We start from the raw sequence: 18,922 nt of genomic DNA, 5'->3' as shown, positions 1-18,922 counted from the left end.
TTTAAATTAATGATTTAAGAGAAATTTGGGGAAAAATAGAGAAAAACACCTACATATTCATCAAGATAGATTGACCTTTTGCTCTGCAACAAGGAAAATACTTGGTTTTCCAGGGATCGATCATGAAAAGAACTTACCAACCCTCAGTAACTCGTCGCAAGCGCACTCACGGCTTTCGCATTCGTATGAAAACCAAAAGCGGACGCGCAGTTTTAAATGCCCGTCGTGCAAAAGGCCGCAAGCGTTTGGCTGTTTAATTTAGCCATTGAATAGCGCAAGGATTTCTGAATTATTAAAAATACGTCCCCAGACAAGTTTGTACTGGGGTGTATATGCTGCATCTACCCAAGAGGGCGCCAAGCCTGATTTGGGGGTTGCGGTAGCAAAGAAGTTGGCCAAAAGAGCGGTTGACCGAAATCGCCTAAAGAGAATGATTCGCGAATTGGTGTGGGCCGCTCAATCCAACACATTAAATAAAGATGTTGTTGTTAAGCTCAAAAAACCAATTGGTCGTGAGACACGAGGCAGGCTCAGAAAAAAAGAAAAAGAAATTCTCCGCTCTCAAATTTCAGGGTTAATTTAAGGTGCGTGTTTTAAACAATGTGGCAATAAAGTTGGTGAAAATTTATCAACTAACATTAAGCCCATATGTGGGAATGCACTGCAAATACGTACCCAGTTGTTCGCAATACGCTTGTGACTGCTTTAGTCATTATGGATTTTTAAAAAGCCTTGGATTGATGGTGTGGCGTATCTTGCGCTGCAACCCATGGTCACATGGTGGCTATGATCCTGCTTTAAAAGATACAAAAACATCAACTTAAGTGAATGTAAATGGACTTTAAAAAAACAATTCTTTGGGCTGTATTCTCGATGTCGGGTCTTATGCTCTACAACAATTGGCAGGTTCATGAAGGCAAGCCATCTTTGTTTGGTGGCGCTCCAGCAAGCGCCCCTGTAGCTGCCGATAAAGCAGCAGCCGCCAACAAGGTTGATGTTCCCGCGCAAATCTCAGGATCACCAGCTGTTGCTGCAACTCCTGTCGTAAGTAGCGGTGCGATTGAGGGCGCAGAAAAGTTCACTTTACAGAACGATGTTTTGGTGCTGGAGATCAGTGCAAGCGGTGCAAACGTGATTGATGCAAGGCTATTGAAATCTTTAACCGCAGACAATAAGCCGGTTGAATTGTTCCAATACACGCCGACACATAAATACTTTGCTCGTTCAGGATTAATTTCCCTTGGAAATAATGATCTTCCAAACCATACAAGTACATTTAAGTTGGCTCAATCCGGCAAAGATGGCTCAGGCAGACCATTTGCTGTTTTTGTTAACGAGCGCAATGGCGTTAAGTTGGAAAAAACATTCATTCTTAATCCGGGTAGTTATGTTGTGGATGTTGGGCATCGCGTTACCCAAGCATCAAACAACTCAAACCCACTTGTTCTTTACACAGAGATTGTGCGCGACGCTTCGCAAGAACAAAAAATCGGCCCCTTCGATGGCGCCTTTTCTGCTAGCACCTTTACTGGCCCTGCTGTTTATACCGACAAAGAAAAGTTTAATAAGCTCGAGTTCACGGCAATTGATAAAAACAAAATCACCATTCCTTCTCAAGTGGCTGCCGGTGAGCCGGCGTGGATTGCAATGGTTCAGCACTACTTTGCAAGTGCGTGGATTCCTGGCGACAAGACTGCCCGCGATATTTATGCTGGCAGAATTGACAACGGCTTATATCGCATTGGCATGCAGACACCGCTTGGCGTAGTTGCACAAGGCTCTACCGTAGTTGAAAAGGCCAAGTTATTTGTCGGCCCACAAGAAGAACGCGTTTTAGAAACAATCGCTCCAGGTTTTGAGCTGTTGAAAGACTACGGCTATTTAACCATTCTGGCCAAACCAATTTTTTGGCTGCTAGACAACATTCATTCTTATGTTGGCAATTGGGGTTGGTCAATCATTCTCTTGACCATACTAATTAAGTTGGTGTTCTTCCCCTTGTCTGCTGCAAGCTATAAGTCAATGGCGCGCATGAAGGAAGTGCAGCCCCGCTTAGTTGCTATGAAAGAGCAATACAAAGGCGAGCCGCAAAAACTGAATCAAGCAATGATGGAGATGTATCGTAAAGAAAAGATCAACCCACTGGGTGGTTGCTTGCCTGTGCTGATCCAAATCCCGGTGTTTATCTCCCTGTATTGGGTTTTGTTGTCTTCAGTCGAGATGCGTGGCGCACCATGGGTATTGTGGATTCATGATCTATCAGTTCCAGATCCGTACTACATCCTGCCAGTAATCATGGCTGCCTCGATGTTTGTGCAAACCAAATTGAATCCAACACCGCCAGATCCAGTGCAGGCAAAAATCATGATGTACATGCCAATTGTTTTCTCGGTCATGTTCTTCTTCTTCCCCGCTGGTTTAGTTTTGTACTGGGTGGTAAACAACCTGTTGTCGATTGCACAGCAGTGGCAAATTAACCAAATGTTTGGAAAAAAGCCCGCTAAGTAATTTGCGAGCCGCATAAAACTTTGTAATAAGTAGACAGCAATGATGACGAGAAAATTGCCTATCATTGCTGTCGCAACCGCACAGGGTAAGGCTGGCGTGGGTGTAGTTCGCATCAGCGGACAAAACCTACAGTCCATCGCAAACTCCCTCTTTCAAAAAAAACTTTCTCCTCGACAGGCCAACTTGTTAACGCTGTGTGACGAACACGGCGATGCTATTGATCAGCTTATTGCCATTTACTTTGCTGGACCAGCCTCATTTACAGGCGAGGATGTTTTAGAGCTTCAATGTCATGGTGGGCCACAACTGCTTGAGTTGGTAATAAAGCGCTGCCTTGAGTTGGGAAAAAACGAGGGGCTCGTTATTGCCGAGCCTGGCGAATTTACGCTCCGCGCTTACTTAAATAACAAAATTGATTTAACGCAAGCTGAAGCAATTGCCGATCTTATAGATGCGCAGAGTGAAGCCGCCGTTCGCGGCGCCGCACGTTCACTACAGGGCGCCTTTTCTGATGACATTAATAATCTCATCGAAGAAATTACTCAGCTCAGAATTTTGGTTGAATCAACCCTTGATTTTCCAGAAGAAGAGATTGAGTTTTTAGAAAACGCACAAGCTCGTCAGCGCTTAGCGGCAGTGAAAGAAAAGTTACAAGGGTTACGTGCCGGCGCAAAACAGGGAAAAATCTTGCGAGATGGAATCCAATTGGTTTTGGCTGGTGCCCCCAATGTTGGAAAAAGTTCCCTATTAAATCGTTTGGCCGGCGAAGAGGTGGCCATTGTCACCCCGATTGCTGGAACTACCCGCGATCGGGTAAAGGAAAGCATCACTGTTGATGGTGTGCCAATGCACATTATTGATACCGCAGGTTTGAGGGAAACGTCCGACATAGTCGAGGCAAAGGGAATTGAGAGATCTTGGGATGCCATTCGTCTTGCCGATATGGTGATTTTTTTGACCGATGCCCAGGCAGGAAATCAAGAAGATGCGCTAAAAGCCCAGATTTTGAAGGAATTACCCCCTAAATGTGCCGTACTTGAGGTCATCAATAAGGCAGACCTACTGCCAGAATCTCCAAAATTGCCGTCTGACCAGGCTTTATTGATTTCTGCCAAAACTGGAGCGGGAATAGATCAGCTGAAGCAGAAGATTTTGGAGCTTGTAGGCTGGGACGGCCCTCAAGAGGGCGCAATCTTGGCGCGCAGAAGACATTTAGACTGTATAGAGCGAGCTGCCGAACATATTGAAAAATCGGAACAATTCGCCGCAAATGGCAACAATTCACTAGAGTTATTCGCAGAAGAGCTATCTTTGGCGCAAAAACACCTCGGTGAAATCACCGGAAAACTGCTTCCAGACGACCTTTTAGGAAAAATCTTCAGCCAATTCTGTATTGGCAAGTAAAGGGTTTGTGCGGTGTGGGGTCGGGGGTAAAAATTCACCCAAAATGATAAAATTGTCGGATTAAAAAATTCAATCTTCATAGGGAAACATATGACTTCAACTACCAGCGGCCAGATCAATGTCAATGCGCCGGCTTACGTAAAAAACAAGCGTTTAATTGAGTGGGTTGGCGAAGTTGCTGCCTTAACCAAACCCGATGCCATTCGTTGGTGTGATGGGTCGCAAGCTGAATACGATGAGCTCTGCGAGCTATTGGTTTCGGCTGGTGTATTTAAGCGCCTTAACCCTGCTAAGCGTAAAAATTCCTTTTTGGCTTTGTCAGACCCTGAGGATGTGGCGCGCGTTGAGGATCGTACCTTTATTTGCTCAGCCAAGAAAGAAGATGCTGGCCCAACCAATAATTGGGTTGAGCCAAGCGAAATGCGCGCAACATTGAATCCATTGTTTGATGGCTGCATGCGCGGTAGAACTATGTATGTAGTGCCATTTTCAATGGGCCCAATTGGCTCACCAATTGCACACATTGGCGTCGAGTTGTCAGATAGTCCTTACGTTGCAATCAACATGAAGTTGATGACTCGTATGGGCAAAGCGGTTATCGATCAGTTGGGCGCTGACGGCGAGTTCGTTCCCTGCATCCATACGGTTGGTAAGCCTTTGGCTGCTGGCGAAAAAGACGTTGCTTGGCCTAACAACAAGAACAAATACATCGTTCATTACCCAGAAACTCGTGAGATCTGGTCCTTTGGTTCAGGTTACGGCGGCAATGCCTTGTTAGGTAAAAAATGTTTTGCCTTGCGTATTGCATCGAACATGGGCCGCGACCAAGGCTGGCTGGCTGAGCACATGTTGATCTTGGGTGTAACTTCACCTGAAGGTAAGAAATATCATATCGCTGCAGCATTCCCATCCGCCTGCGGCAAAACCAACTTCTCTATGATGATTCCTCCAGCAGGATTCGAAGGTTGGAAAGTAACCACTATTGGTGATGACATTGCTTGGATCAAGCCACGCAAAGACCCTGTCACCGGCAAAACCCGTTTATTCGCAATCAATCCAGAATCTGGTTACTTTGGCGTAGCCCCTGGAACCAATCGTCAAACAAACCAAAACTGTATTGACTCATTGAACCAAGACGTGATTTTCACCAACGTTGGTTTGACTGATGATGGTGATGTTTGGTGGGAAGGCTTAACAGAAACCCCGCCAGCACATTTGATCGACTGGCAAGGTAAAGACTGGACTCCTGCTGATGGCGCTGCTGGCCGTAAAGCTGCGCATCCAAATTCACGCTTCACTGTTGCGGCAACCAATAACCCAGCGGTTGATCCAAACTGGGACGATCCTGCAGGCGTTCCAATTGATGCTTTCTTGTTCGGCGGTCGCCGCTCAAACACCGTGCCTTTGGTTAGTGAAGCGCGTGATTGGGTTGAGGGTGTTTACATGGCTGCAACATTGGGCTCAGAAACTACTGCAGCCATTACAGGTCAAATCGGCGTTGTACGTCGCGACCCATTCGCAATGATTGCATTTGCAGGCTACAACATGAGCGACTACTTCCAGCACTGGTTAAATATTGGTAAGAAGTTGGAAGCCGAAGGCGCTGTATTGCCGAAGATCTATTGTGTGAACTGGTTCCGCAAAGACGAAAATGGCAAGTTCGTATGGCCTGGCTTCGGCGAGAACATGCGCGTTCTTTCCTGGATTTTGAATCGTGCCGAAGGTAAAGCTAACGGTAAAGAAACCCCGTTTGGCATCACTCCAGAGTACGCAGACATGCACTGGGGCGGCCTTGATTACTCAGCAGACAAGTTCACCAAAGCCATCAACGTTGGTATTGATGACTGGAAGAATGAGCTGAAGTTACATACGGAGTTGTTCGAGCACCTTGGCGATCGTTTACCAAAAGAGCTGAAAGAAACTCGCTCTAAGATCGAACAACGTTTGAATGCTTAAAACTGATAAGTCTTTAGTAATCACAAACGTTTTATATAGCTTTATTCAATGACCAAACCCCAACACCATGAAATAGTGGTGATTGGGGCAGGCATTTGTGGAGCAACCATTGCAAATGAGTTGCTCGAGCGTGGCAAAGCAGTTTGCATTATTGACGCTGCCACATCCCCGGCTACCGCCTGTTCCAGCCATGCTTATGCCATTGCTCATCCCCATATTGGTAAAGGTTCGCCACGCTTATTGCGTTTAACGCGAATTGCATTTTTGCTTGCCGAGGCGCGTTGGAAAAATGTATGGCAGCAGCATGGAATATTTCAGCCAACCAAAAAAGATAAAGTATTTGATCGTGCGCAAGTGACGGATCACCTCCGCTCTTTAGGCCTCGATAGTGATATGGCAATGGCTATGGATCCTCAAGAGGCGCAGCGTGTTTGTGGAATTGAGCAAAGCGGTGTTTGGCTGCCACGCGGCGCTTGTCTAAATTTATATGAAGCAAGCAAACAGTTACTTCAGGCGCATGAACGTTTAACTTGTCTTTGGAGCGCGCGAGTTGTGCGTTTAGACAGGTCTGAAGACACCTGGCATTTATTTGACGCTACAAATCAACTCATTGTCTCCGCTGATAAGGTTGTTATAGCCTGCGCCATGGAGACAAAGCCCCTGATGAGCAGTATTGATGTTCGTTTGCCCTTAAAGCCTGTTCGCGGGCAACTGAGCATTTTTTCTATTGAAGAAAGCAATCCTTGGGCTAAGAGGTTGCCTAGAGTTGGCATTTCTGGGGATGGATACTGTTTGCCTGCATCGCGTTCAGAGGGCGGCAGTTATCAATGGATCGTTGGCTCTAGCTTTGATGAGGGTGTAGATGATCTTTCCTCGAGAGATGAAAGCGACAACTTTAATCGCGAACAGGCCCGGGGCTTAGTAGCCTATGAAAATGGCGACCTTAGCTCGCTAATCAAAGTTGGTGAATTCGTTGGCATTCGCTGTGTTGCGGGCGATCGTTTACCTATCATCGGCGCCCTCGCTCAGCGCCCAGGAATATTTTTAGCTACCGCTCTAGGGTCGCGAGGAATTTTATGGTCCGCTCTAGCAGCTAAGCTTATTACTGCTCAGCTGCTAGAGGATGACTTTGCTTTGCTAGCGCGCTTAGGTTTTGCAGCTGATTTAGTTGCTGCACTTGCACCCGCCCGTTTCTTCGCAGGGGCTTTAGCGGCCCCCTCCGCTTTGGGGGCTTTAGCTTCAAATTCAAAACCAATTTTGCCCGCAGAATCTAAGGCTAAATAGGCCTTAAACCCACGCCCTGTCCGGTTCGACTTAAAGTTGGTTAGAAGATCCGTTTTGCCTTCTTTCAACAATTTCTGAACTTGCTCTGGCGAAACTTCTTGTTGCAAAACAACCTTGCCGGTTTTGAAATCACACGATTTACTAGGGCCAGTATTGTTTTCGCAAACGTAGCGCATGCCATCTTCATAAACAGCACCAGAGCATTTCGGACAAACGCCTAATGCTTGGCGGCCTGTGAAATCAACCGCTTCAGTTTCGTCATCTTGTGTATTACCAAAATCAAACTCGAGCTTGAAACCAGCGTTTGGATAGTCTTTGTCGTCCTCTGGAATTTCGCTTAACTTAATGATTGCTGCAAATGGCCTTCCCATTTTGCTGCGGAAGCCTTGTAGCGGACCAATGGTTTTTTCACGCAGCAACTCCTCAACTTCAGGATATTCAAACGCACGTCCACCGGGTGTTTTGCTGATAGTAAAGCCACACTTTTCGCAAGCAAAACGACGGTAGTTTTCTTTCACCGGGCCCTTACAGTGCGGGCATGGCGTGGTCATCGTGACATAGTCGCCGGGGATGGTATCGCTGTCGTATTCTTTAGCGCGCTTCACAATACGCTGAGTCATTTGCGCGATCTCTTGCATGAAGGTATCGCGATTCATCTTGCCTTGCTCGATGAGAGAAAGTTTGTTCTCCCAACTGCCAGTCAAATCAGGTCGAGTCAGCTCTTCAACATCTAAACCGCGCAATAAAGTCATTAGCTGAAATGCTTTGGCTGTTGGTATTAGCTCACGCGCTTCGCGTACGATATATTTTTCAGCCAGTAGCCCTTCAATAATTGCCGCCCGTGTTGCTGGTGTGCCCAAGCCCTTTTCAGCCATGGCTTCGCGCATCTCATCATCATCTACCCACTTACCAGCACTTTCCATTGCGGAGAGCAATGTTGCTTCTGTATAGCGTGCTGGTGGTTTTGTTTTTAGTGGTACTGCAGCGATGGATTCGGTTTGAACGGATTCGCCCTCTTGGACCGGAACTAGCTCATCATCCGCCTGATTGGATTTGCCGTAGACCGTTAGCCAGCCTGGGTTTACGAGCACACGCCCCTCAGTTTTAAAGTGGTGTCCTGAGGCCTCTGTAATACGAGTAGTAACGCGGAATTCTGCAGCGGGATAAAACACCGCCAAGAAGCGACGCACTACCAAATCGTAAAGTTTTGCCTCTGGCTCACTCAAGCTCTTCGGTGTTTCTAGAGTAGGAATGATCGCAAAGTGATCGGAAATTTTGGAGTTATCGAAAATGCGCTTGTTCGGTTTAATCCATCCGTAGCCCGCCTTAGTTTTTGGATCCTTGGGATCGCCCTGCAGAATTTGTTTGGCAAATGCACGATAGTCTTGCGAATGCTCAGAGAGGTTCTCCATGGTTTGTTTAACCGTATCGAGATAATCTTCTGGCAGTGCTTTTGCATCAGTACGCGGATACGTTAATACTTTGTGACGCTCATATAAGGCTTGTGCAAGACCTAATGTATTTTTTGCGGAGAAGCCAAAGCGCGCATTCGCTTCGCGCTGCAAACTAGTTAAGTCGAATAGCTGAGGGGCAAGCTGTGTGGCTGGCTTGGCTTCTTCAGTTACGTTTGCTTTTTTGTCACGACATGCCGCTACGATGCTTTGTGCAGCTGCTTCGCTCCATAAGCGATTCTCGCGAGCATCTGGTTCGGCAGCATCTTTTTTAAACTTCGGATCAAACCAACGACCCTCATAGACGCCTGCTGCAGCAATGAATTCTGCTTTCACTTCCCAGTAGTCTTTGGAGATAAATTTACGGATGAGTTCTTCGCGCTCGACAACAATAGAGAGTGTCGGAGTTTGTACGCGGCCTACGGTTGTTAAAAAGAATCCACCACTTTTGCTATTAAATGCGGTCATTGCGCGAGTGCCATTGATGCCAACTAGCCAATCTGCTTCAGAGCGACAACGCGCCGCATCTGCAAGAGGCTGCATATCTTCATCAGTTCGTAAGTTGGCAAAACCATCACGAATTGCTGCCGGTGTCATCGATTGCAGCCACAGGCGTTTAATAGATTGAGATGCTTTTGCATGTTGCGCAATCAAACGGAAAATCAACTCACCTTCTCGCCCAGCATCGCATGCATTAATAAGTGCGTTGACATCTTTGCGCTTAATAAGCTTTTGTAAAACCTTTAGGCGTGACTCTGTTTTGGCAATCGGACGCAAATCAAAATATGGAGGCACCACTGGCAGATTGGCAAAAGACCACTTGCCACGCTTTACGTCAAACTCTTCTGGAGCAGCGATCTCTAATAAATGGCCCACTGCAGAAGAAATCAGAAATTCATCGCTTTCAAAATAGTCTTCATATTTTGTAAAGCCGCCTAGGGCCTTAGCAATGTCATTGGCAACAGAAGGCTTCTCAGCAATGATGAGTGCCTTAGGGTGATCACCTGCGGTAGTCTTTGAACTGCTTTTTTTGGTAGTTGCTTTAGTTGCCACGCGTTTTGCCTAAATTTGAGCTAGAAATGGTGTTTTATGGGGCAAAAGGGAGGGTCGATTTATGTCTAAATAGGACCCAGCCAACTGCATACCCCTTTTTTATTATTAACCGATAAATTAAGAAAAGTCCAAAAACCCCTATCTTTTGCTTATTTTGGACGCATCAGGCTGCCTATTTTTATAGCAAAACCCCCTTTTAAAGCCATTTAAATGAGGGTTTCAAGCAAAAATCGAGCTCCTCAAGAATATCCTCCGGCCGAAAGGCAAGTTTTGCCCCTTGCTGAATCAGCAGATGGCAGCCTATTGAGTTGGGGTTGCTAATGGGGCCTGGAATAGCAAAAACTTCCCTCCCTAAATCTGCTGCCAGTCGGGCCGTAATGAGTGAACCCGACATTTTGGCGGCTTCGATCACCACAACACCGAGCGAGAGTGCTGCAATGATGCGATTTCGCTTGGGAAAGTGCCATGCCTTGGGGCCTACCCCTGGGGGCAATTCAGAGATCAAGAGCCCTCGTTGCCCAATGGCTTGAGAAAGGCTGGTATTTTGACGTGGGTACACAAGGTCTGTACCGGTTCCCAGCACTGCGGCGGTGAAGTGCCCTGGCCCAAGCTTAAGGACGGCATGGTGGGCTGCGCTATCAACGCCTATGGCTAGCCCAGAAACAATGAGCACCCCTGCTTTTGATAGTCCTTGAGCAATGAGGTGGGCATTTTTTAGACCCTCTAGACTAGCGCTTCTTGAGCCCACGATGGCAATCATGGGTTTCTTTAAAAGAGCAATTTCTCCATATATATAGAGCGACTTTGGGGGGTCAAATAAATCATAAAGACGGCGAGGGTAGTCATCGCTTCCACATTTGATACAGGTGGGGGCATTCGGCGTAGGCAGTATTTGCATAAAACAATTTTGTGCCATGGGGGAATTTGAACAATCAGGACAGACTGATAGCTCTGTTGGATAATTCTTATATGGCTTTGTTAAATGTCCTTTGTTATCCAGACCCCCGCCTGCACAAGGTTGCAAAACCGGTAGCGCAGGTTGATGCTCGCATTAAAAAAATTGTCGCTGATATGGCGGACACTATGTATGAAGCCCCCGGCGTTGGCTTGGCAGCAACCCAAGTAGATATTCATGAGCGCATCGTAGTGATCGATGTATCTGATGAGCAAAACGAGTTGATGGTTTTTATCAATCCGGAAATTATTTGGGCAAGTGCGGAAACGAAATCTTGGCGTGAAGGCTGCCTGTCTGTCCCTGAGTTTTATGACGAAGTTGAAAGACCAGCAGAAATTCGCGTTAAGGCACTAGATATTGACGGCAAAGAATTTGAAATAAATGCCGATGGCTTGTTGGCAGTTTGTTTGCAGCACGAGTTAGATCATTTGCAAGGAAAAGTATTTGTCGAATATTTATCAATCCTGAAGCGAACTCGTATCTCACAAAAAATGAAGAAGCGCGCTAAAGAATTAGTAGGTCAGCGCTAAGCGCCCCAATGAAAATTGTCTTTGCTGGAACCCCGGTGTTTGCTGCGCAAGCCATGCGCGCAATCGATGCTGCAGGACATGAAATTGTTCTAGCGCTTACTCAGCCTGATCGCCGCTCTGGCAGGGGGATGCATTTACAAGCAAGCCCGGTTAAAGAGTTTGCTTTAGAAAAAAATATTCCGATATTGCAGCCAGAAACATTAAGACGCACCAACACTGACCCACAAAAAAAAGCACAAGCTGAGGAGGCTTATGAGCGCCTCTCATCAACTGAGTTTGATGCCATGGTTGTCGTTGCCTATGGCTTGATTTTTCCCCAAGAAATTTTAGATATCAGTGAACGGCCTGGAAGATTTGGCAGCTTTAATATTCACGCCTCTCTACTTCCTCGTTGGCGTGGTGCTGCGCCAATTCAGCGAGCGATTGAGGCGGGTGATGCCAACACGGGTGTTTGCATAATGCAAATGGATGCAGGGCTGGATACTGGCGATGTAGTGATGGATGCTCAGCTTGCTATTGCGCGTGATGAAACAAGCGCTAGTTTGCATGACCGATTGGCGCAACTTGGCGCTGATCTGATTGTTAAAACACTAGACGCTTTGCAGCAAGGCAAAGATTTGACTCGAGCGCCGCAACCAAATGTAGGCATTACTTATGCTGAAAAAATATTAAAAAACGAGGCGGAAATTGATTGGGCTTTAAGTGCAAACGAAATCGATCTGCGCATTCGAGCTTTTAATCCTTTCCCCGGCGCAAGCAGTCAGGTCAACGGACTTATCGTGAAGCTTTGGGATTCTCAGGTCGCTGATGATGGGGTTATAAGCCCAAATGGGAATATCGGTGATGTAATTGGGTTTAGTGGCGAAGGCGTATATATTCAATGTGGCCAAGGCGTAATCGAGGTTACTCAAATACAAAAACCTGGTGGAAAAAAAATAGGTGCCAAAACAGGCCTACAGTCGATTGGTGACGGTGAAAAACGGTTGCATTTTCAGTCAAAGGAGTAGAAATGTTTAATTTTGCAAAAACTGCTGTTTTGATGGCAGCCATTACCGCCTTATTTATTGTGGTTGGCGGCATGTTGGGTGGCGAGCAGGGCATGTTAATGGCTTTGCTTATGGCGGTTGGCATGAACTTTTTTAGCTATTGGTTTTCTGACACCATGGTGCTAAAGATGACTAATGCACAGCAGGTTGACGAAAGATCTGCGCCTCAGTTTTATGGGTTGGTGAAAGAGCTGGCCGAAAAGGCAGGTTTGCCGATGCCCAAAGTATTTTTGATTAATGAAGATGCGCCCAATGCTTTTGCAACAGGACGAAATCCAGAAAATGCTTCCGTTGCTGCCACAACGGGGATTCTAAAAATTCTTTCGAATCGTGAATTACGCGGTGTAATGGCGCATGAACTTGCACATGTTCGTCATCGGGATATTTTGATTTCAACGGTAGCTGCAACTATGGCCGGTGCAATTTCTGCGCTAGCAAATTTTGCGATGTTCTTTGGTGGACGCGATTCGGAGGGAAGACCCAACAATCCAATAGCAAGCTTAATGGTGGCTATATTGGCACCAATTGCAGCAAGCCTGATTCAGATGAGCATTTCTCGCGCGCGAGAATATGAGGCCGATCGCGGCGGTGCAGAAATTAGCTCTGACCCCGAAGCTCTCGCACATGCACTAGAAAAAATTCATAACTATGCACAAGGCATCCCGTTTCAGGCTGTTGAGCAGCATCCTGAAACTGCGCAGATGATGATTCTCAATCCTTTAAGCGCTGGCGGTCTTGCACAACTTTTTTCAACACATCCTCCCACTGAAGAGCGGGTGGCACGCTTAATGCATATGGCTAAAAACGGGGCATACCCCGGAGCAAATTAATTTGACTGATCAGCAAAAACCACGCAGTCTCCCGCTTTCTGAGGCAATTACTATAGCTGCACAAGCGATTAGTGAGGTGATGAGCGGAAGATCGCTTACAGAAGTTTTAGATCAGCTTGAGCCACACGAACGCCCGATTGTTCAGAGCCTTAGTTTTGATGCCCTCCGCAAATGGGTGCGCTCGCACGAGTTGATCAAGCAATTTATTCCAAAGACCCCCCCGCCAGAGACCGATCATTTATTGAGCGTTGCCATTGCTTTGTTTTTGCATGATGGAGCAGATAGCAAAGGCTATCCAGCACACACTATTGTTGATCAAGCGGTTAAAGCATGTAGTGAGTATGACAAGACCATGTATGCCAAGGGATTGGTAAACGCAGTTTTGCGTAAGGTAAGTCTTTTAGTGCAGCCGCCCGAGGGCGAGAAGCGCTATCCGCCAGATCCAATCCCAATGTACGTACCCGCATGGTGGCGAGCAAATCTCAAACGCAATTACTCTAAATCTTGGCAATCAATTTTGTTTCGGCAGGCTAAGCGCGCACCATTAATTTTGCGTGTAAATCAGCGTCAATATTCGCGCGAGCAATATCAATCTCTATTGTCTGAGGCAGGAATTGCATCAGAACCTATAGAGGTGGTAGCTGGCGTTGCATTGCCTTGCGCACTCTTGATTCCAGAAGCGGTACCCGTGTCTGATCTGCCAGGTTTTTATAGTGGCGCTGTATCCGTCCAAGATGCGGGTGCACAGCTTGCTGCGATTTTGTTAAGCCCCCAAGATGGTGAGATGGTGTTAGATGCTTGTGCTGCTCCTGGCGGAAAGACGGCACACTTACTAGAGCTTGCTGATTGTTCGATGCAGGCTTTGGAGCTAGATGGTGATCGGATAGGGAAAATTGGTGGCAATTTAGATCGCCTTCGCTTGCGCTCAGACAAGGTGCGCGTAGTGCGTGGCGACGCTTCAAAAGCCGCCTGGTGGGACGGCATTCCTTTTGACAAAATTTTGCTCGATGCACCTTGTTCTGCATCGGGTATTGTGTCGCGGCATCCAGACATTCCATTCCTGAGACGTGAAGCAGATATCCGGGCCTTACAAGAACGACAGCGAGGTATTTTGAACCAAGCTTGGAAGATGCTGAAGCCAGGGGGCACTCTTTTGTATGTGACTTGCTCGATATTTGTTGAGGAGGGCGAGGATCAGGCTAATTGGTTTGCGGGGCAGCACTCTGATGCGGTACGATTAGATGCTCCAGGCCAGATTTTGCCTGGCGAGTTAAATGACGGTTTTTACTATGCTTTGTTTAAGAAAAATGGGCCATGAGCCGAAGAATTAAACAACTCCTCTTTTTGTTCTTGATGGCTTTGGGAGTTCTCTCAACAACCGTTAGTGCAGAAGGTATCAAGATCAAATCCTTTGAGCTGGAGAGGTCAGACAACGACTGGCTTTTGAGTGCTACTTATCAGATTGAATTGTCACCAGGCCTAGAAGATGCAGTAAAAAAAGGCGTAGTTTTATATTTTCAAACAGAGTTTGATTTAACAAGATCACGTTGGTATTGGTTTGATGAGAAGCCAGCCCTCATACAAAGACAAACTCGTTTGTCGTATCAACCATTGACACAGCAGTACCGCATTGCTTCTGAAGGTTTTACCTTTTCTGCCAAATCTATGTCTGAAGCATTACAGGCCGTAGGGAGCATAGGTAGTTGGCGTGTAATGGATAGCTCACAACTGGACCCCGGCAAATCCTATACCGCAAGCATGCGCATGACCCTGGACCTGAGCAAGTTACCAAAACCATTCCAGGTCAATGCATTAAATAATCGCGACTGGAATGTATCGAGCGATTGGTATCGCTTTCCGTTCTCTCCAAATGGCCCCAATCTGATTAAGCGATGAGATCGATAGCGGCCCTTCTGGATCCAGGCTTTTTTTCATCAAAAGTCTGGAGCAAAAAAGTAATTCCAATCACGATTGGATTGATTGGCGTTTTCGCTCTCTTGCTCTTGGTTTTATTAGCAATCGCCTCATCCAATACGGAGTTTTTTGATAACTATTTTATTTGGCTGTATGCCGCAAACGTAGTCATTGGCATTTCTCTGACATTGGTTATTTTGATTTTGGTGGCAGTGATTGCAGTGCGCTGGTATCGAGGCCATTTTGGCACACGCCTAATCGCAAAGCTGGCAATGATTTTTGCCTTGGTTGGCATCGTCCCGGGATTGATTTTGTACGGCGTTTCTTTGCAGTTCGTATCACGCAGCATTGAAACCTGGTTTGATGTAAAGGTAGAGTCAGCATTGAACTCTGGTCTGGAGTTGGGTCGAGTTACTTTGCGAGTTGCCCAAGAAGAAATCTTAGGCGAAGGTAATTTTATTGCTGAACAAATTGTGCAGATTCCTTCGGGCGCCACAACAGATCAGGTTGGTGCGGCCATTATGAAGATTCGTAATCAATTTGGTATTCAAGAGGTAAGCCTCTTTAATATGCAGCGTAATTTAATTATCACCAGCGAGCTAAAGCCTAAAAAATATTTTCCTGCGCCTAGTGCCGATGTTGTTGCAGAGGCTTTTAAAAATAAGGGCGCCACCTTTTTAGATCAAATTGAAATGGATGGCGGGCAGCGTGGCTATCGCATTAGGGCAATTGTTCCCGTTGTTCGCAAGAAGGCTGCACACAGCAGAGCGGACTCTAGCAAAGATGCGGAAGATAAGTATTTCTTGCAGCTAGTGCGCTATATTCCCACCCCATTGGCAAAGAATATTTTTGCGGTTGAATCTGCATATAGTGAATATCAAGAAAAATCACTGGGACGCACAGGTCTGCGCAAGATGTTTGTTGGTACGCTGACCCTGACCCTCTTTTTTGCTGTATTTGTAGCCATTACCTTGGCACTTATGTTGGGTAGACAGCTTGCTCGCCCTTTGCTCATGCTACTAAAAGGAACGCAGGCAGTGGCACAGGGCGACTTGTCGCCCAAGCCCGAGTTAGATACTGGTGATGAGCTTGGCATGCTTACACGTCAATTTAATGTCATGACAAGACAGTTGGCAGATACCCGCACCTCTTTGCAGGAGTCCAAAGCTTTCTTGGAACGAGTATTGGGAAGTCTTACAGCAGGTGTATGTATTTTTGACAAAAACTACAACGTCGTTTCTAGCAATGCTGGAGCCGACAGAATTTTTGGGCAAGACCTAACTCAGCTTGATGGAAGGCCGCTGAGCAGCAGCCCTGCTTTACAAGAGTTTGAGGGAGCCATTAAAGAGGGTTTTGCCACTATGAAACTTGCTGTAGCTGGTGAGGGTGGAGTAGAGCAAAAGTCTAATCAAGCTAATGCGCCAGTGTGGCAAAAACAAATTCAGTTACACAGCACCAATGAGTTTGAAAATGAATTGGGCGTCACGCTGTTTGTGCGCGGCACAGAGTTGACCGGTGATTTGCGCATGGTAGTTTTTGACGACATTACCGACGTGGTGAGCGCACAAAGATCGATTGCCTGGAGCGAGGTAGCAAGACGCCTAGCCCACGAGATTAAAAACCCACTTACGCCTATTCAGCTTTCAGCTGAAAGATTGCAACATAAACTTGCCGGCAAGTTGAGTCCAGAGCAAGAAGAAATGATTAATCGCAGCACCGAAACCATTATTGGTCAGGTGCAGGCCATGAAAGAAATGGTCAATGATTTTAGGGATTTTGCAAAGACCCCAACCCCTCAATTGAAGCCAGTTTCTATCAATACACTTACCTCTGAGATCTTAGGTCTTTATGAGGGAAGCCCTCTGAAAACCAAGCTGGATCCAGGGTGCCCAAATATTATGGGCGACCCAACCCAACTCAGGCAGGTAATCCATAACTTGCTACAAAATGCTCAAGACGCCACTCTTGAAGGCCCCAACCCTGGCAGTCCAGTAGAGGTAAAAACAGAGTTAGTGCCCTATGGCGAGCACAATGGCGTGGTTCAAAATGCAGTGCGATTGACAATAAGTGATTGTGGAGTTGGATTTCCAGCTAAGATATTGGCAAGAGCCTTTGAGCCATATGTAACTACAAAGAGCAAAGGCACGGGATTGGGTTTGGCGGTGGTCAAGAAAATTGTTGATGATCATGCGGCCAAAATTGAAATCCGCAATCGCATGTCGGGTGAAGAAGTGATTGGTGCGCAAGTATCAATATTGTTTATGAATCTAGCAAAAGAGGCAGCCTAAGCATGGCTAGTATTTTGGTTGTAGATGACGAGATGGGTATTCGTGAGCTTCTCAATGAGATCCTTACAGATGAAGGCCATACCGTGTACGCCGCAGAGAGCGCCATACAAGCACGCACTATTCGAGAGCAGATGCGCCCCGATTTAGTTTTGCTAGATATTTGGATGCCAGATACGGATGGCATTACATTATTAAAAGAGTGGTCCAACACTGGTCAGTTGACGATGCCAGTAGTGATGATGTCTGGTCACGCAACGATTGACACCGCTGTTGAAGCAACGCGAATTGGCGCTTTGAACTTTTTAGAAAAGCCGATTGCTTTACAAAAGTTGTTGAAGACAGTGAGTAAAGCTTTAGAAAGCTTTCCTAAATATGTTGAACCAGAACAAGAGCGAATCGTTCAATCTAGTAATAGTGCTGTAGCAATACCAAAGCAGGCGGCAGTTGAGTCAGCCCCCGCGCCTGCCGGGGGTGAATACATTAGTGGAATTGCAAAAACCTATTTTGATTTGCCGCTAAGAGAGGCTAGAGATCTCTTTGAAAAGGCTTATTTTGAGCATCAAATGCAAATCATGGGCGGTAGCATGACGAAGATTTCTGAATATACCGGCCTAGAGCGCACCCATTTATATCGCAAGCTAAAAGCGCTAGGAATAGACACCTCTCGTAATAAAGGCGAAAGCTAATCACCTATTGGCAATGGACTGCTCGCCCCCGGAATTAAGCCAATCTGGCAAATCAACGGCGCCCAAAGCAAATTCGTTATAATTCCAAGTCTTGGCCTGGTAGCTCAGTCGGTAGAGCAGAGGATTGAAAATCCTTGTGTCGGTGGTTCGATTCCGCCCCGGGCCACCAAGAAATACTAAAACCACCTTTGGGTGGTTTTTTCACTTATGGGTTTGGGATTGATTTTTAATCCATAAATGTTTTAATTAGCAGATGTATATCCCTTCACATTTTCTTGAGACTGATCCAGAGAAGATCTCTCAATTTATTAAAACTCACCCTCTTGGACTAATGGTTGCCAATGTTGATGGGGATCTGGTTGGAAACCACCTCCCTTTTATGGCGCCCAATGGAAACATAGCCGTTGGGAGCAAGTTAATTTCACACACAGCCAAAGCAAATCCAATATGGAAGATTGGCGAGAAAAACCAAAAGGTATTGTTAGTCTTTTCTGGATATGAAGCTTACATCAGCCCATCTTCATATCCCACAAAGAAAGAAACGCATAAAGTTGTTCCTACCTATAATTATTTAAGCGTTCACATCAATGGAACGCTATCGGCCATCCAAGATGAGGAAGATAAGCATCACATTGTGAAGATCCTGACGGAGAAAATGGAGTCAAGCAGGAAAGATCCGTGGGCCGTTACAGATGCCCCAAAAGATTACATTGAAACGATGTTGGCAAATATTGTGGGAGTCGAATTGCTAGTTGAAAAAATCGAAGCCAAATGGAAGATTAGTCAAAATCGTCCTGCCAGGGATCGTCAAGGCGTTATTGATGATCTCAGGGGGAATGACGAGGATTCAAATAGCCTAGAGATGGCAAAAGAGATAGAGGCGCTAGGTGGTTTGAAGTCGGATCATTAATCCTGAGCCCTGGTCAATTCCGCCCCGGGCCACCAAGAAACATCAAAACCACCTTCGGGTGGTTTTTTCATTTGTTGCTAGAGTGTTCGCCGCTTTAGAACTTCCTT

General features: G+C 46.3%; 16 protein-coding genes, 1 tRNA gene and 1 pseudogene. 16 read left to right on the top strand and 2 right to left on the bottom strand.

Annotation, left to right across the window (positions count from 1 at the left end; translation table 11 throughout):
• The first annotated feature begins 122 nt into the window (after positions 1-122).
• The 7 genes and pseudogenes from rpmH to mnmC form a co-directional block, all read left to right on the top strand.
• Positions 123-257, top strand: a complete 135-nt coding sequence (gene rpmH / locus PKF022_RS09640) for a 50S ribosomal protein L34 (RefSeq protein WP_011903922.1) — start codon at positions 123-125, stop codon at positions 255-257.
• Positions 258-265: 8 nt separating this feature from the next.
• A complete protein-coding gene (gene rnpA / locus PKF022_RS09635; RefSeq protein WP_255532698.1) occupies positions 266-583 on the top strand; it encodes a ribonuclease P protein component in 318 nt (105 codons plus the stop codon).
• A gap of 1 nt (position 584) precedes the next feature.
• Positions 585-824: a membrane protein insertion efficiency factor YidD gene (gene yidD, locus PKF022_RS09630; protein WP_216245941.1), complete on the top strand. Its 240-nt coding sequence runs from the start codon at positions 585-587 to the stop codon at positions 822-824.
• Between the two features lie 10 nt (positions 825-834).
• Positions 835-2,508: a membrane protein insertase YidC gene (gene yidC / locus PKF022_RS09625; protein ID WP_281776744.1), complete on the top strand. Its 1,674-nt coding sequence runs from the start codon at positions 835-837 to the stop codon at positions 2,506-2,508.
• Positions 2,509-2,550: 42 nt separating this feature from the next.
• Positions 2,551-3,912: a tRNA uridine-5-carboxymethylaminomethyl(34) synthesis GTPase MnmE gene (gene mnmE, locus PKF022_RS09620; RefSeq protein WP_281777504.1), complete on the top strand. Its 1,362-nt coding sequence runs from the start codon at positions 2,551-2,553 to the stop codon at positions 3,910-3,912.
• 90 nt (positions 3,913-4,002) lie between these two features.
• The gene (locus tag PKF022_RS09615; protein WP_216231047.1) at positions 4,003-5,868 is read left to right on the top strand and encodes a phosphoenolpyruvate carboxykinase (GTP); all 1,866 of its coding nucleotides are present in this window, start codon (positions 4,003-4,005) and stop codon (positions 5,866-5,868) included.
• Between the two features lie 48 nt (positions 5,869-5,916).
• Positions 5,917-7,008, top strand: a pseudogene (gene mnmC / locus PKF022_RS09610) (FAD-dependent 5-carboxymethylaminomethyl-2-thiouridine(34) oxidoreductase MnmC); the annotation flags it as partial.
• Here the strand turns inward: mnmC and PKF022_RS09605 are convergent.
• Entirely contained in the window at positions 6,978-9,656 is a 2,679-nt protein-coding gene (locus tag PKF022_RS09605) for a DNA topoisomerase III (RefSeq protein WP_281776743.1), read from the bottom strand. The pseudogene mnmC and the gene PKF022_RS09605 overlap by 31 nt on opposite strands.
• A gap of 196 nt (positions 9,657-9,852) precedes the next feature.
• Complete coding sequence (dprA, locus tag PKF022_RS09600) at positions 9,853-10,554, bottom strand: DNA-processing protein DprA (protein WP_281777503.1); 702 nt, start codon at positions 10,552-10,554, stop codon at positions 9,853-9,855.
• A 71-nt stretch (positions 10,555-10,625) separates the two neighbouring features.
• On the opposite strand from dprA, the gene def reads away from it, so the two are divergent.
• From def to PKF022_RS09555, 9 genes are all read left to right on the top strand, one after another.
• A complete protein-coding gene (gene def / locus PKF022_RS09595) occupies positions 10,626-11,141 on the top strand; it encodes a peptide deformylase (RefSeq protein ID WP_216231045.1) in 516 nt (171 codons plus the stop codon).
• Between the two features lie 8 nt (positions 11,142-11,149).
• Positions 11,150-12,148 (top strand): methionyl-tRNA formyltransferase, encoded by a 999-nt coding sequence (gene fmt / locus PKF022_RS09590; protein ID WP_281776742.1) that lies wholly within the window; start codon positions 11,150-11,152, stop codon positions 12,146-12,148.
• Between the two features lie 2 nt (positions 12,149-12,150).
• On the top strand, positions 12,151-13,017 hold the full coding sequence (gene htpX / locus PKF022_RS09585) for a zinc metalloprotease HtpX (RefSeq protein WP_281776741.1): 867 nt from the start codon (positions 12,151-12,153) through the stop codon (positions 13,015-13,017).
• A 1-nt stretch (position 13,018) separates the two neighbouring features.
• Complete coding sequence (gene rsmB / locus PKF022_RS09580; protein ID WP_281776740.1) at positions 13,019-14,335, top strand: 16S rRNA (cytosine(967)-C(5))-methyltransferase RsmB; 1,317 nt, start codon at positions 13,019-13,021, stop codon at positions 14,333-14,335.
• Entirely contained in the window at positions 14,332-14,913 is a 582-nt protein-coding gene (locus tag PKF022_RS09575) for a DUF4390 domain-containing protein (RefSeq protein ID WP_255532696.1), read from the top strand. Before rsmB ends, PKF022_RS09575 begins: the two co-directional genes overlap by 4 nt.
• Entirely contained in the window at positions 14,910-17,219 is a 2,310-nt protein-coding gene (locus tag PKF022_RS09570; RefSeq protein ID WP_281776739.1) for an ATP-binding protein, read from the top strand. Before PKF022_RS09575 ends, PKF022_RS09570 begins: the two co-directional genes overlap by 4 nt.
• Before the next feature lie 2 nt (positions 17,220-17,221).
• On the top strand, positions 17,222-17,905 hold the full coding sequence (locus PKF022_RS09565; RefSeq protein WP_281776738.1) for a response regulator: 684 nt from the start codon (positions 17,222-17,224) through the stop codon (positions 17,903-17,905).
• A 93-nt stretch (positions 17,906-17,998) separates the two neighbouring features.
• Positions 17,999-18,074 (top strand) — tRNA-Phe (locus PKF022_RS09560).
• Between the two features lie 84 nt (positions 18,075-18,158).
• The gene (locus PKF022_RS09555; RefSeq protein ID WP_281776737.1) at positions 18,159-18,815 is read left to right on the top strand and encodes an FMN-binding negative transcriptional regulator; all 657 of its coding nucleotides are present in this window, start codon (positions 18,159-18,161) and stop codon (positions 18,813-18,815) included.
• Positions 18,816-18,922 lie beyond the last annotated feature (107 nt).

This window comes from Polynucleobacter sp. KF022 (assembly GCF_027924105.1).
Lineage (GTDB): Bacteria > Pseudomonadota > Gammaproteobacteria > Burkholderiales > Burkholderiaceae > Polynucleobacter.
The sequence above is the reverse complement of the archived record's forward strand: the minus strand, read 5'-3'. Positions and strand labels throughout refer to the sequence as shown.

Coding starts and splice junctions, on each gene's coding strand:
- PKF022_RS09575 (WP_255532696.1), top strand. CDS start 14,332: ATGAGCCGAAGAATTAAACAACTCCTCTTTTTGTTCTTGATGGCTTTG.
- PKF022_RS09615 (WP_216231047.1), top strand. CDS start 4,003: ATGACTTCAACTACCAGCGGCCAGATCAATGTCAATGCGCCGGCTTAC.
- fmt (WP_281776742.1), top strand. CDS start 11,150: ATGAAAATTGTCTTTGCTGGAACCCCGGTGTTTGCTGCGCAAGCCATG.
- PKF022_RS09555 (WP_281776737.1), top strand. CDS start 18,159: ATGTATATCCCTTCACATTTTCTTGAGACTGATCCAGAGAAGATCTCT.
- mnmE (WP_281777504.1), top strand. CDS start 2,551: ATGACGAGAAAATTGCCTATCATTGCTGTCGCAACCGCACAGGGTAAG.
- PKF022_RS09565 (WP_281776738.1), top strand. CDS start 17,222: ATGGCTAGTATTTTGGTTGTAGATGACGAGATGGGTATTCGTGAGCTT.
- PKF022_RS09570 (WP_281776739.1), top strand. CDS start 14,910: ATGAGATCGATAGCGGCCCTTCTGGATCCAGGCTTTTTTTCATCAAAA.
- def (WP_216231045.1), top strand. CDS start 10,626: ATGGCTTTGTTAAATGTCCTTTGTTATCCAGACCCCCGCCTGCACAAG.
- yidC (WP_281776744.1), top strand. CDS start 835: ATGGACTTTAAAAAAACAATTCTTTGGGCTGTATTCTCGATGTCGGGT.
- dprA (WP_281777503.1), bottom strand. CDS start 10,554: ATGCAAATACTGCCTACGCCGAATGCCCCCACCTGTATCAAATGTGGA.
- htpX (WP_281776741.1), top strand. CDS start 12,151: ATGTTTAATTTTGCAAAAACTGCTGTTTTGATGGCAGCCATTACCGCC.
- rpmH (WP_011903922.1), top strand. CDS start 123: ATGAAAAGAACTTACCAACCCTCAGTAACTCGTCGCAAGCGCACTCAC.